The organism is Arthrobacter sp. CDRTa11 (assembly GCF_026427775.1).
In the GTDB taxonomy this organism is placed as follows: Bacteria; Actinomycetota; Actinomycetes; order Actinomycetales; family Micrococcaceae; genus Arthrobacter.
The window spans coordinates 4,852,694-4,866,802 of sequence record NZ_CP044532.1 but is presented as its reverse complement, the minus strand read 5'-3'; the positions used below and the strand labels follow the sequence as shown (position 1 = coordinate 4,866,802).

Annotated in this window: 6 protein-coding genes and 2 rRNA genes; 6 read left to right on the top strand and 2 right to left on the bottom strand. The window is 61.7% G+C overall.

What is annotated here, in order from left to right:
• Positions 1 to 419 precede the first annotated feature (419 nt).
• From F8G81_RS22215 to F8G81_RS22195, 5 genes are all read left to right on the top strand, one after another.
• Positions 420 to 3,560 (top strand): 23S ribosomal RNA (locus F8G81_RS22215).
• A gap of 229 nt (positions 3,561 to 3,789) precedes the next feature.
• Positions 3,790 to 3,906 (top strand): 5S ribosomal RNA (gene rrf / locus F8G81_RS22210).
• 461 nt (positions 3,907 to 4,367) lie between these two features.
• On the top strand, positions 4,368 to 4,655 hold the full coding sequence (locus tag F8G81_RS22205) for an HU family DNA-binding protein (RefSeq protein ID WP_267276786.1): 288 nt from the start codon (positions 4,368 to 4,370) through the stop codon (positions 4,653 to 4,655).
• A 109-nt stretch (positions 4,656 to 4,764) separates the two neighbouring features.
• On the top strand, positions 4,765 to 6,912 hold the full coding sequence (locus F8G81_RS22200) for a cytochrome c oxidase assembly protein (protein ID WP_267276785.1): 2,148 nt from the start codon (positions 4,765 to 4,767) through the stop codon (positions 6,910 to 6,912).
• Positions 6,912 to 8,894 carry an NHL domain-containing thioredoxin family protein gene (locus F8G81_RS22195; protein WP_267276784.1) on the top strand — a complete coding sequence of 661 codons (1,983 nt, stop codon included), beginning with the start codon at positions 6,912 to 6,914 and terminating at the stop codon, positions 8,892 to 8,894. Before F8G81_RS22200 ends, F8G81_RS22195 begins: the two co-directional genes overlap by 1 nt.
• A gap of 25 nt (positions 8,895 to 8,919) precedes the next feature.
• Here the strand turns inward: F8G81_RS22195 and F8G81_RS22190 are convergent, their stop codons facing one another.
• Positions 8,920 to 9,912 carry a hypothetical protein gene (locus F8G81_RS22190; protein WP_267276783.1) on the bottom strand — a complete coding sequence of 331 codons (993 nt, stop codon included), beginning with the start codon at positions 9,910 to 9,912 and terminating at the stop codon, positions 8,920 to 8,922.
• A gap of 131 nt (positions 9,913 to 10,043) precedes the next feature.
• Complete coding sequence (locus F8G81_RS22185) at positions 10,044 to 11,759, bottom strand: helicase HerA-like domain-containing protein (RefSeq protein ID WP_267276782.1); 1,716 nt, start codon at positions 11,757 to 11,759, stop codon at positions 10,044 to 10,046.
• A 290-nt stretch (positions 11,760 to 12,049) separates the two neighbouring features.
• Between F8G81_RS22185 and F8G81_RS22180 the strand changes: the two genes are divergently transcribed.
• A complete protein-coding gene (locus tag F8G81_RS22180; protein ID WP_267276781.1) occupies positions 12,050 to 14,029 on the top strand; it encodes a PxKF domain-containing protein in 1,980 nt (659 codons plus the stop codon).
• Positions 14,030 to 14,109: the final 80 nt, after the last annotated feature.

The following is a 14,109-nucleotide window of genomic DNA, read 5'->3' as shown; positions in this document are numbered from 1 at the left end:
ATAGGTGCCTGGTGGCACGGACCGTTTGCTAGTACGGATGTTTTGTTCTTTCCTTTGGGAAGGGCGGGTGTCCTGGAACGCGGATGGATCGGGTTGCTGGGTAGTGTTTGGCACACTGTTGGGTCCTGAGGCAACAGGGCCGGGGTTCTTCTGTGAGGGAGGGTTCCGGGTTTGTTTGTTTCTGGTTTCCTGGCTGCACCGATCGCACGGTTTTGATCTTCTTTTGGAGGGTTGTGTGTGTGGGGTGTGTGGTTTGGGGTTGTTGTTTGAGAACTACATAGTGGACGCGAGCATCTTTTATAAGAAGCAATTTCCAAGAATATGAACCTGGATCTGGCTGCGCTGTTGATGCCCTTCGTGGGTGTTGGGGTGTGGTTGGTTTTCGTGGTTCTCTCGAAAATTACTGATTGATCTTTTGTGGTCAAGTTTTTAAGAGCACACGGTGGATGCCTTGGCATTAGGAGCCGAAGAAGGACGTAGGAATCTGCGATAAGCCTGGGGGAGTCGATAACCGGACTGTGATCCCAGGGTGTCCGAATGGGGAAACCCCGCCAGACGCGCGAGTGATCTGGTGACCCGCATCTGAACACATAGGGTGCGTGGAGGGAACGCGGGGAAGTGAAACATCTCAGTACCCGCAGGAAGAGAAAACAATAGTGATTCCGTGAGTAGTGGCGAGCGAAAGCGGATCAGGCTAAACCGTTCCATGTGTGATAGCCGGCGGGCGTTGCATGGTCGGGGTTGTGGGACTTTCCGTTCTGTCTCTGCCGGGACAGTGGGGTGTGATGTGCAGGCATAGGTGAACGGTCTTGAAAGGCCGGCCAGAGAGGGTGGGAGCCCCGTAACCGAAATGTTTTGTACCGCCTGGAGAGTATCCCAAGTAGCACGGGGCCCGAGAAATCCCGTGCGAATCTGTCAGGACCACCTGATAAGCCTAAATACTCCCTAATGACCGATAGCGGACCAGTACCGTGAGGGAAAGGTGAAAAGTACCCCGGGAGGGGAGTGAAACAGTACCTGAAACCGTGTGCTTACAATCCGTCGGAGCAGCCGCACCTTGTGTGCATAGTAGCTGTGACGGCGTGCCTTTTGAAGAATGAGCCTGCGAGTTAGTGTTACGTCGCGAGGTTAACCCGTGTGGGGAAGCCGTAGCGAAAGCGAGTCTGAATAGGGCGTTGCAGTGGCGTGATCTAGACCCGAAGCGAAGTGATCTACCCATGGCCAGGTTGAAGCGACGGTAAGACGTCGTGGAGGACCGAACCCACTTCAGTTGAAAATGGAGGGGATGAGCTGTGGGTAGGGGTGAAAGGCCAATCAAACTTCGTGATAGCTGGTTCTCCCCGAAATGCATTTAGGTGCAGCGTTGCGTGTTTCTTACCGGAGGTAGAGCTACTGGATGGCTAATGGGCCCTACAAGGTTACTGACGTCAGCCAAACTCCGAATGCCGGTAAGTGAGAGCGCAGCAGTGAGACTGTGGGGGATAAGCTTCATAGTCGAGAGGGAAACAGCCCAGACCACCAACTAAGGCCCCTAAGCGTGTGCTAAGTGGGAAAGGATGTGGAGTTGCGAAGACAACCAGGAGGTTGGCTTAGAAGCAGCCATCCTTAAAAGAGTGCGTAATAGCTCACTGGTCAAGTGATTCCGCGCCGACAATGTAGCGGGGCTCAAGTACACCGCCGAAGTTGTGGCATTCAGATATTAGCTAAGCCCTTGTGGTTCAGGCGTCTGGATGGGTAGGGGAGCGTCGTGTGGGCAGTGAAGTCGCGGTGTAAACCAGCGGTGGAGCCTACACGAGTGAGAATGCAGGCATGAGTAGCGAAAGACGGGTGAGAAACCCGTCCGCCGAATGATCAAGGGTTCCAGGGTCAAGCTAATCTGCCCTGGGTAAGTCGGGACCTAAGGCGAGGCCGACAGGCGTAGTCGATGGACAACGGGTTGATATTCCCGTACCGGCGAAAAACCGTCCATGCTGAACAGGGGATACTAACTGCCCGAAACCTGCCCGCCCACCCTTGTGGTGACGTGGGTTTTGGTGGAGCGCGGGACCTGATCCTGGGAGGTAAGCGTATTAACAGGTGTGACGCAGGAAGGTAGCCAAGCCGGGCGATGGTTGTCCCGGTCTAAGGATGTAGGGCGAACGGTAGGCAAATCCGCTGTTCATGATGCCTGAGATCTGATGGGACCCCCTCACGGGGGGATTTGGTGATCCTATGCTGCCGAGAAAAGCATCGACGCGAGGTTTTAGCCGCCCGTACCCCAAACCGACACAGGTGATCAGGTAGAGAATACTAAGGCGATCGAGAGAATTATGGTTAAAGGAACTCGGCAAAATGCCCCCGTAACTTCGGGAGAAGGGGGGCCCCAACCTTGAACGGTACTAGCGACCGGGAGGGGATCGGGGCCGCAGAGACCAGGGGGAAGCGACTGTTTACTAAAAACACAGGTCCGTGCGAAGTCGCAAGACGATGTATACGGACTGACTCCTGCCCGGTGCTGGAAGGTTAAGAGGACCGGTTAGCCTCACGGCGAAGCTGAGAATTCAAGCCCCAGTAAACGGCGGTGGTAACTATAACCATCCTAAGGTAGCGAAATTCCTTGTCGGGTAAGTTCCGACCTGCACGAATGGAGTAACGACTTCCCCGCTGTCTCAACCATAAACTCGGCGAAATTGCAGTACGAGTAAAGATGCTCGTTACGCGCAGCAGGACGGAAAGACCCCGAGACCTTTACTATAGTTTGGTATTGGTGTTCGGAGTGGCTTGTGTAGGATAGGTGGGAGACGTTGAAGCCCGGACGCCAGTTCGGGTGGAGTCATCGTTGAAATACCACTCTGGTCACTTTGGACATCTAACTTCGGCCCGTAATCCGGGTCAGGGACAGTGCCTGATGGGTAGTTTAACTGGGGCGGTTGCCTCCTAAAAAGTAACGGAGGCGCCCAAAGGTTCCCTCAGCCTGGTTGGCAATCAGGTGTCGAGTGTAAGTGCACAAGGGAGCTTGACTGTGAGAGAGACATCTCGAGCAGGGACGAAAGTCGGGACTAGTGATCCGGCGGTACATTGTGGAATGGCCGTCGCTCAACGGATAAAAGGTACCTCGGGGATAACAGGCTGATCTTGCCCAAGAGTCCATATCGACGGCATGGTTTGGCACCTCGATGTCGGCTCGTCGCATCCTGGGGCTGGAGTAGGTCCCAAGGGTTGGGCTGTTCGCCCATTAAAGCGGTACGCGAGCTGGGTTTAGAACGTCGTGAGACAGTTCGGTCCCTATCCGCTGCGCGCGCAGGAAATTTGAGAAGGGCTGTCCTTAGTACGAGAGGACCGGGACGGACGAACCTCTGGTGTGTCAGTTGTACTGCCAAGTGCACCGCTGATTAGCTACGTTCGGATGGGATAACCGCTGAAAGCATCTAAGCGGGAAGCTCGCTTCGAGATGAGATTTCCATACACCTTGTGTGTGAGAGGCCCCCAGCCAGACCACTGGGTTGATAGGCCGGATGTGGAAGCGAGGACTAACGACTCGTGAAGCTGACCGGTACTAATAGGCCGATAACTTACACCACACACTTTCTTCGTGAACGGCATTCAAAAGACGTTCACACCCGAAGAAAGTAAAAAGATAAACAAGACTGCTTGCGTCCACTATGTGGTTCCCAAACAACAAACCAAACCGGTTACGTTGCAGGGAACATAACTAAATAACAACACCACAACTGCCTTAACCGGCAGAACACGTTGTAACCACAAAGACTTCCCACCCCCACCAGCACCACGGGGGACGGGTACAAGGGTTACGGCGGTCATAGCGTGGGGGAAACGCCCGGTCCCATTCCGAACCCGGAAGCTAAGACCCACAGCGCCGATGGTACTGCACCCGGGAGGGTGTGGGAGAGTAGGACACCGCCGGACAATCATTAGGCTCAGGCCCCGACACACAATGTCGGGGCCTGACCCATTTAACACCCAAAATGCCCTCTCACATCCAACGCGAGAAAGCATCCGTCCACAGCCGGCAGGACCTGAGAGAGCGTCGCCCCACGGCCTGCAGGATGTGAGAGAGCGTCGCCACAAAAACTGCAGGATGTGAGAGAGCGTTTGCCCCACGGCCTGCAGGACCTGAGGGAGCGTCCCACCACAGCCCGCAGGACGTGAGGGAGCGTCCCGCCACGGCCGACAGGACCTAAGGGAGCGTCCGCTGAGGGCGCAATTCCCCGCAGAATCCCCTAAATTCGGGAGATTTAACCCAAAAAATCGCGGAAACACGCGGAATTTGCGGTCCTCGAGGGCCCAAGCTGGTAAGTTTTCGAACAGTGGCTTGTACGCATGCCGCGTTCAGGCTCCAGAAATCGTGACCGTCCAGGAGGACATCAATGGCTAAGAACCGTAGTGAACTTGTTTCAGAGGTAGCAGGCAAGGCCGGCACCAGCCAGGCTGCCGTCAACTCCGTCCTCGATGCACTGTTCGAGGTTTTCGAGACTTCTGTCGCCCAGGGCGAGAAGATCACCATTCCGGGCTGGCTCGCAGTCGAGCGCACCGACCGTGCAGCACGCACCGGCCGTAACCCGCAGACGGGTGAGACCATCCAGATTGCAGCAGGCCACAGCGTTAAGCTGACCGCCGGCTCCAAGCTGAAGGCTGCAGTAGCCAAGAAGAAGTAGTCTTCTACAGAAGCAGCAATGGAGCGGCGCCCCCCGGGCGTCGCTCCATTGCTTTTAAGTGCTCTCAAGCCGATTCGCCGCGCAGGCACCCGTGGCGGACAATGGATAGGTGCCTTCCGCAGCAAAGTCCCGTTACACAGCAGCCCGTCCATCCTCTGGCAGGGGAGCGTCGGGCGAGGCTGGCGGCTTCCTGGGGGTTTCCCGGCCATGGCAGGTGGCAGCGCTTGCAGCACTGTTGCTGGGCCTGGCGGCGGCACTCCTGTTCTCCGGTGCGGCTGCAGCCCGTGGGGTCTCAGACCCGGGCGCGTTGGTCCGCTGGGGACTTCCCGTCAGCAAGGCCATCCACAACGTGTCCCTAGCGACGGTCATCGGGGGCCTGATCTTCGCCGTCGGTATCCTCCCCAGAACCTCGGGACCGCGCTCCCGGACCAACGATAGCGAGGCTCCAGAACACCCGGCTTTTGCCCGGGCACTGGCCGTAGCGGCCGCGGCCGGTGCGGCGTGGACATTGTCGGCCATTGCGGTGCTGGTGCTCACTTACGCTGACGTAGCCGGCCAGGGAGTGTCCGGAGACGCCGAGTTTACGCAGGCGCTGGTGTTCTTCATGACGGACATCGAAACGGGGCGCGCCTGGCTGGCGGTGACCATCATCGCCGCTGTCGTGACCACAGCACTCTTTGGTGTGCGCTCTCTCAACGCCTTGGCCCTGACCTTGATCCTGGCTTTGGCGGGGCTGGTGCCCCCAGCACTGATTGGGCATTCGTCGAGTTCCTCCGACCATGAGGGTGCCATCAACTCCCTTGGCCTGCACCTGGTGGGCGTCAGCGTCTGGGTGGGCGGCATCATCATGCTGGCCCTCATCTCTGGGATCCTGACGGGGTCCAAGGCAGGAGCGGGCATTGACATTACCGAGCCCACGTTGCGCCGGTTCTCCGCGCTTGCAGGGTTTGCCTTTGTCCTGGTGTTTGCTTCCGGCGTGATGAATGCAAGCATCCGCATCACCAACTGGGGCGACCTGTTCGGCTCGCCTTACGGGCAGCTGATCCTGGCCAAGTCAGCGGCTACCCTGGTCCTGGGCGGCATCGGCCTGATGCACCGGCAATGGGTGATCCCGCAGCTCGGACGGAAGGGAGCTGCCTTCTCCTCCCGCAGGGTGCTGTGGCAATTGGTACTGGTGGAACTCCTGGTCATGGCGGCAACCTCAGGTGTAGCTGTGGCGCTGAGCCGCTCAGCGCCACCACAGCCCACCAGCTTTGCGCCGGACGCATCCCCCGCCTTCATCCTCACCGGCTATGAACTCCCGCCCGAGCTGACTCCGGAACGGTGGCTCACCGAGTGGCGGCTGGACCTTCTCTGGGTTGCCCTTGCCCTGTTCGGCCTGGTGTCCTACTTCCTGGGCGTCGCCAAAGTACGCCGCCGGGGAGACAAATGGCCTTGGTTCCGTTCCGTGAACTGGGTGATCGGCCTGATGGTGCTGACCTACATCACGTCGGGGCCGCCGGCGGTCTATGGCCGCATCCTTTTCTCGGCCCACATGGTGGATCATATGGCCCTGACCATGGTGGCACCGATCTTCCTTGTCCTGGGCGCCCCCGTGACTCTGGCCCTGCGGGCCCTGCCCGCCCGGGGCGACGGCTCCCGCGGCCTCCGGGAGTGGCTCCTGGTCTTTGTACATTCCAGGTTTTCCCAGCTGGTGACCCATCCCATTTTTGCGGCGGGCAACTTCGCCGGCTCGATTGTGCTGTTCTACTACTCTGACGCCTTCGGCTTCGCCATGCGCGAGCATGTCGGCCACGAGCTGATGAACCTGCACTTCGCTATTACGGGGTACATCTTCATCCTGAGCATGATCGGAACGGATCCGCTGCCACGCCGGGCCCCATACCCCATGCGGCTCCTCCTCCTGCTGGCCACCATGGGTTTCCACGCCTTCTTTGGCGTGGCCATCATGGGCGGCACGGGGCTGCTGGCGGCAGACTACTTTGGCAACCTGGGCCGGACGTGGGGCCCCTCTGCGCTGCTGGACCAGCAGATGGGCGGCGCGGTGGCCTGGGGCATCGGCGAGGTGCCCACGCTGCTGGTGGCGATCGGCGTCGCCATTATGTGGTCCCGGTCAGATGAACGCGAGAAGCGGCGCGTTGACCGGGCGGCGGACAGGAATAACGACGCCGATCTCACCGCTTACAACGATATGTTTGCCAAATTGGCCGAACGCGATGCCAAGCTGGCAGAACGAAACAAGCTGGAAGGACGCTGATGAGCGAAACCGTACGCACCCACCACCGGGTCCGCGCCTCCGAACTGGTGGGCCGCAACTGGCTCAACACCGGCGGCAAATCACTGGACCTGGAAGCGCTGCGCGGCAAGATCGTGCTGCTGGACTTCTGGACTTTCTGCTGCATCAACTGCCTGCACGTCCTGGATGAGCTTCGGCCCCTGGAGGAACAGTACTCGGACGTCCTGGTGACGGTGGGCGTCCACTCGCCCAAGTTTGAGCATGAAGCCGATCCGGTGGCACTTGCTGCGGCCGTGGAGCGCTACGAGATCCACCACCCCGTCCTGGATGACCCCGAGCTGGAAACCTGGAAGGCGTACACCGCCCGTGCCTGGCCCACCCTGGTGGTCATTGATCCCGAGGGCTACATCGTGGCGCACCTCTCGGGCGAGGGGCACGCCGACGGCCTGGCCGTGCTCATCCCCGAACTGATCGCCGAACACGAGGCCAAAGGGACCCTGCACCGCGGTTCCGGCCCGTACGTGGCACCGGAGCCAACCTCCGGCACCCTGCGCTTCCCGGGCAAGGCCCTCTACCTTCCGCACGGGCGCGGTTCCGCGGCTGCCGCAGACGCCTCCGGGCATGGCAGCTGGCTTGTCACGGACACCGGCCACCACCGGCTGGTGGAGCTCGCAACCGACTTCAAGACAGTACTGGCAACCTTCGGCTCCGGAACCAAGGGCCACGCCGACGGCGACGCCGCCGGTGAGGGAGCCACGGCCCGGTTCAATGAGCCGCAGGGCCTGGTCCTGCTCCCGGAGGACGTGGCACGGAAGGTGGGCTACGACGTCGTCATTGCCGACTCGGTTAACCATCGCCTCCGCGGGCTGTCCCTGGCGGACGGGAAGGCCACCACCTTGGCCGGCAACGGCGTCCAGCGGCTGCTGGAGACAGGGCCCGCCCGCGTGGATGAGGACGCTGCGGGCTTCACCGGCCGCCTCAGTGAGCACCCGCTGGAGGTTTCCCTGAGCTCGCCCTGGGACGTTGTCTGGTCCAGGAAGCTCAGCGCCGTGGTGATCGCAATGGCCGGCGTGCACCAGATCTTCAGCTTCGACCCCCTCAGCGGTGCCGTTGAAATCGCGGCCGGAAATGGCCTGGAAGGACTGCTGGACGGAGCCGCGCACGAGGCCTGGTTCGCACAGCCTTCGGGCCTTGCCGAGGACAGCGATGGCAACATCTGGGTGGCGGATTCCGAAACGTCCGCGCTCCGCAAGCTGGTGATTGACGACGACGGCACCCTGACGGTGGAGTCAGCCGTGGGCAAGGGACTGTTTGATTTCGGATTCCGGGATGGTGAGGCGTCTGCTGCCCGGCTCCAGCATCCGCTGGGGGTGACGGTTTTGCCGGACGGCTCTGTGGCCGTGGCGGATACCTACAACGGCGCAGTGCGGCGGTATGACCCGGCGGCGGGAACGGTTTCCACCCTTGCCCGTGGCCTGTCCGAACCGTCCGATGTCATAGTGGACCACACCCAGGCGGCCGGCTCCGAGCCGCTGCTGGTGGTAGTGGAGGCGAACCAGCACCAACTGGTGTACGTTCCCATCCCCAAGGAAGCTCAGCAAGTGGATGAGGGTGCGGTGCAGACCCACCGGCCCAAGAGCCCCGTAGCCCCCGGGCTGCATGAGCTGACCGTCCGCTTCACCGCTCCCACAGGCCAGAAGCTTGATGACCGCTGGGGCGATCCCACCCAGCTCAAGATCTCCTCCACGCCCCCGGAGCTCATCGTGTCCGGCGGCGGAACGTCCGTAGGCCTGCTGCGCACATTGGAGCTCGCCTCCGACATCCCTGAAGGCATCCTGCACATCGCTGCCCGCGCGGCTGCCTGTGACGGTGCCGAAACCGAGGACGGCGAGATCCCGGACCATGCTGCCTGCCACCTCTACCAGCAGGACTGGGGCATCCCCGTCCTGATGACGGACGACGGCGACAGGGAACTGGTCCTGGACCTGCGCGGCATGGACTGATCACCGCCGTCGTGAGGCGGAGGGGCTAGTAGGTCAGGAGCGGCGTGACGTTGATGGTGTCGCCGTCGACGTCCAGGCGCGTGGTGAAGCTGAAGTCCACTTCCTCGTCCAGCGGGAACCAGGCTCCCGTGAAGGAGTTCTGCTGCAGCCCCTCCACCTTGGCCTTGCCGTCCAGCGGGGACACTACCCAGCGGCCGTCAAACGGTTCGATCGCCACCTCGGGGTATTCGGTGACGGTCCATTTGATGGTCCCGTCCTTCACCACATTGTTGCTGGCGAAGTAGAAGGGACAGTCCGGCTGGAGCTTTTGCTGCTTCACGGCATCGGCCGCACACGTGTCCAGGAACTCCTTGACCTTCGCGGACACATCCTCCCGCAGGTCGCCGGTGGCTTCGGTCAGCAGGTTCAGCGGGGCAACGGGCGCTTCGCGGGAGGTGACCGTGGCACGAGTGGGCGGGGCCGCGAAATATTCGCCGTTCAGTGACGCTTCATATTCCCCGGGATAGAACACGGCGAAGGAGTTGCGGCCATTGGGCATATTCACCGGCACCCCGTTCAGAGTGGCCTCGCTGGCGTTCACCACGGTGATATCCAGTGTGGGCAGCCGCGACGGGACGAAGGCCCAGGTGTTGAAGAAGAGCCACTCCGTCCCGGTCTTCTCCAGCAGGAACTCGGTGCGCAGCCGGCTGCCGTCAATGGTGTATTCCATGGGCACCATCACCTGCCCGCCGGCGCGTTCCTCGGCCTTGCCCAGCTTGACGTTTGTGAAGCGTGAAGCGGCTGTCTGCAGGGCGGTACCGTCGAGCATGGCAGCGTTTCCCGGGGGCACAGCGGCCCGCAACAGGCCCAGTGCCTTACCGCCGTCGCCGTCGTGCAGGGCGTCCAGATATTCACGGACCGGCTGCTGCGGACTGGCAACTGTGTTGTTGACCAGGTTCACCGCGACCACCGCTCCGGCGACGGCAAGCATGAGGCCCAGCAGCCATACGGCCGCTATCCTCACCAACGCTTGACTCATCTGCACGTCCCTTACGTTACCTGCAACCCTGCTAAATTCAGGCTTTGCGGGCACCAAGGGGGACCGGAAACGGACGCTTTCGGGACGTCCGACGACGGCGGATCAGGCACCGGGGGACCGCCAGGTTCTGCCTATCGGCGGCGCCTGGACGACGTTCCGAACACGCCCCGTAACAGTTCCCGGCCGAGCTGGGTGCCCATGGATCTGGCCATGCTTTTCAGGCCACCGCCCAGTGCCCCGCCCAGCGCTCCAGCCAGATCGTCCATCATTGTCCCGCCGGCCGGGATGGACCGCTCGCGCGGCTCCGGAGCGGGCCGTTGTCCGGGGCTTGATGTTTCCGGGAACGACGGCGGTGCGGGCCGGCTGCTGGGCCGGCCCAGGATTTCCTCCTCAATCCGGCGCGCCTCGGCGTCGACGTCGGCCTGGCTGGTGCTCTCCGGAACCGGCGGCTGGCCTTGCGCGGCTGGCCCTGTATCCACGGGTGGGGCAATGGCTGTTTCTCCCCTGAGTTTTTCGTAGGCAGAGATGTTGTCCACAGCAGTGCCGTACTTGGTGAGCAGCGCAGAGGCGGCCACCGTGCTTTTGACGAGCTCGTCAGTGCTCGGGCCCATCACGGATTCGGGTGCACGCAGCCGGGTCAGGGCCACCGGCGTCGGGGCGCCTTTCTCGTTCATGACGGTGATGACTGCCTCACCGATCCCTGCAGAGGTGAGGGTTTCTTCAAGGTCGTAGTCGCTGACCGGAAAGGTGGAAACAGTGGCCTTGAGGGCCTTGGCGTCCTCAGGGGTGAAGGCGCGGAGGGCGTGCTGGATGCGGTTGGCAAGCTGGCCCAGGACGGCGGCGGGCACGTCCTTCGGAGTCTGGGTGACAAAGAAGATGCCCACCCCCTTGGAGCGGATCAGCCGGACGGTGGTGGTGATGGCGTCCAGGAAGGCTTTGGAGGCGTCGCTGAACAACAGGTGGGCCTCGTCCAGGAAGAAGACCAGCTTGGGCTTGTCCAGGTCGCCGGCTTCAGGCAGGTCTTCGAAAAGGTCCGCCAGCAGCCACATCAGGAAAGTGGAGAAGAGCATGGGCTTGGTCTGCAGCGTGGGCAGCTCCAGGCAGGTGACCACTCCGCGGCCGTCAGGGGCTGTCCTGAGGAGCTCCGCGGTGTCGAATTCCGGCTCGCCAAAGAATTTCTCCAGGCCCTGGGCTTCAAGATTCACCAACTCGCGCAGGATCACCCCGGCCGTGGCCTTGGAGAGGCCGCCGAGTTCCTCCAGCTCGTCCTTGCCCTCGGCGGACGTCAGGAACTGGATCACCGAGCGGAGGTCCTTCAGGTCAATGAGTTCCAGGTTCTTCTTGTCCGCGAAGTGGAAGACCAGCTGAAGGCTGGATTCCTGGGTGTCGTTGAGTTCCATCACCCGGGACAGCAGGATGGGGCCGAAGGAGGTGACGGTGGCCCGGACGGGGATCCCGTTGCCGTCGCCGCCGAGGGCGAGGAACTCGACGGGAAAAGTCCTGCCGGCCCACACCTGCCCGATGCTGTCGGTGCGGGCTGACAGTTTCCCGCTTCCGGTGGCTGCCGTCGCCAGGCCCGAGAGATCCCCTTTGATGTCCGCCAGGAAAACCGGTACCCCTGCAGCTGACAGCTGCTCGGCCATCATGTGCAGGGTGACGGTTTTGCCGGTGCCGGTAGCTCCGGCCACCAGGCCGTGCCGGTTCATCATGGCCAGCGGCAGCCGGACCTGGGCATCCTTGTGCAGCTCACCGTCGATGATGGCCGCGCCGAGCTCGATGGTGGCACCTTCAAGGGTGTAGCCCTGCTGGATGGTGGCAACTTTTTCCGCGGTGGTCTTCTTCGCCATGCCGTTAGCTTAGCGGCGGCGGCGCGAGTTGATTGGTGAAACTTTCCGGAACAGGAACAGCCGTGTTCCGGGACGAAACCAAGTAGTGCCCGGCGGGGGCCTCCAGAAAACGAGTACTCGCGGAAAAAAGTCGAGTGGCGACTACGCGTGTGGGAGAACCATGCCCGCGCCTACGGTGAGACCACGTCGCGTCCACGGTTGGTCGCATTTGCCATGAGGGAGGGCCTTCCATGAAGTATTCAGCGGGTAGTCAGTTAGCCGGGCCGGGGAAAAGATTCCGGCGTGCGGGATTGAGGGGGGCGGCTGCAGTTGCTGCCGGATCCCTCCTCCTGGCAAGCGCCGGTGTGGTGTATGCGGACCAAATCCATAACACCCTTGATGCCGGTATTGATGCCGAGGCGGAAATCATGCCGTTGAATGCAGGCGGGGCGACCGGCGCCACGACGCTGGCTCTCTTCGCCACTGGCGAGGATGGCAAGAACGGTTGCAACCTCACGGGGCAAAACACCCTAACTCTCGGCCTTTCCTCCGGTGACGAGGGCGTAGCTACGGTGTCACCTTCGGAAGTAACCTTCACTTCGTGTGGATTCACCCAACCGCTCACCATCACGCCACTCACCGCCGGTTCGACCAGTGTGACGGCCAGGATCATCAGTAACTCCACCACCTATACGTTCGACGTCCTTCCTGCCAGCTTCACCGTCAACGTCACAGCCCCTGCCCCATCGAACGAGGCTCCCGTCCTGTCCATCAGCGGTGTCACCGCCGGGGCCTCCTATGACAAGGGCTTCGTTCCCGCCGCATTATGCGACGTATCCGATAAGGAAGACGGCGACAGTTCCTTCCCCGCAACCCTCGGCGCCGTCATCGGCGATGACTCTGCTGGCGGAATCGGGACCCAGGAAGCAAGCTGTGAGTACATCGACGATGGCGGACTCAAGGCCTCAAGCTCGGTGACCTACAGCATCGTTGACGCCACCGCCCCGGAGATCAGTTACACGCTCAGCCCCGCCACGGCAAACGGGCTGGCGGGCTGGTACCGGACGGCTGTGACCCTCACCTGGAGCGTTACTGAATCCGATTCGCTCAGCACACTGCGGCTGGACGGCTGCGACAACCTGACCATCTCAGCTGACCAGCTGCCCGCCAATTACACCTGCACGGCAACAAGCAGCGGCGGCACCAGCGGCCCGGTCACCGTGCCCATCAAGAAGGATGGAACCGCCCCCTCCGTCAGCTACACGAGCGCAACGGGAACCGAAGGCAACGACGGCTGGTACACCTCCAACGTGAACGCCCTGTTCACTGCTACGGATGCAACGTCCGGCCCGGCCTCCGCCACCCAGACTGTGACCTCCAGCGGCGAAGGCTCCACAATCGCCGTCCAAAGTCCCGCTTTCACGGATAACGCAGGCAACATGACCGCTGCCGGTGCTGCTTCGCACTCGTTCAAGATCGACAAGACAGCCCCGGTGGTTTCCTACACCTCAGCTGCCGGAACGGTGGGAACCAACGGCTGGTACAAGAGCGACGTCGAGGCCACCTTCACGGGGACCGATGGAAGCTCGGGCCCGCTGTCCGCAACGAAGGCCGCAACCTCGGCTACGGAAGGGGCCTCGGTCCTCATCGAGAGCCCGGCGTTCGAGGACGTGGCCGGCAACAAGACCCCCGCCGGTGCCGCCAGCCAGGCTTTCAAGATCGACAAGACTGCCCCCAGTGTTGCGTTGAGCTCCACGGTGGCCACCGGCTACTTTGGATCCACGGCACCGGCACCGGAGTGCGTCGGCTCGGATGGACTGTCAGGCCTGGCAAGCTGTGTGGTCACCGGCTACGAAACCAAGGTGGGTAACCACGTCCTCACGGCCACCGCGACTGACCTTGCCGGGAACACCGCCACGGCAACCCAGAGGTACAGCGTCCTGGCCTGGACCCTGAAGGGCTTCTACCAGCCGGTGGACATGAATGGAGTCCTCAATACGGTCAAGGGTGGAAGCACCGTACCGGCAAAGTTCGAAGTTTTTGCCGGTGATACCGAGATTACCGACCCCAGCAATATGGCCTTCTCGATGGCCAGGATCACCTGCTCGCTGGCTCTTCCTCAGGACGACATCGAAACGACCGCCACTGGCAGCACGTCGCTTCGGTATGATGCCACGGCCGGGCAGTTCGTCTACAACTGGAAAACGCCCACCGGCGCCGGCACCTGCTATCAGCTCACCATGAGGACACCTGACGGCAGTTCCATCAGCGCCAACTTCAAGCTGAAGTAGGCGCTGGCACTGTTGCACGGAAGGGGTCCGGCCGAATAGGCCGGGCCCCTTCCTTCGTTCGCGAGGGGTGTGACACCCGC

What these genes read in the sequence shown, in the direction of transcription:
- F8G81_RS22185 (WP_267276782.1), bottom strand. Translation starts at nt 11,759, where the DNA reads ATGGCGAAGAAGACCACCGCGGAAAAAGTTGCCACCATCCAGCAGGGC.
- F8G81_RS22205 (WP_267276786.1), top strand. Translation starts at nt 4,368, where the DNA reads ATGGCTAAGAACCGTAGTGAACTTGTTTCAGAGGTAGCAGGCAAGGCC.
- F8G81_RS22190 (WP_267276783.1), bottom strand. Translation starts at nt 9,912, where the DNA reads ATGAGTCAAGCGTTGGTGAGGATAGCGGCCGTATGGCTGCTGGGCCTC.
- F8G81_RS22195 (WP_267276784.1), top strand. Translation starts at nt 6,912, where the DNA reads ATGAGCGAAACCGTACGCACCCACCACCGGGTCCGCGCCTCCGAACTG.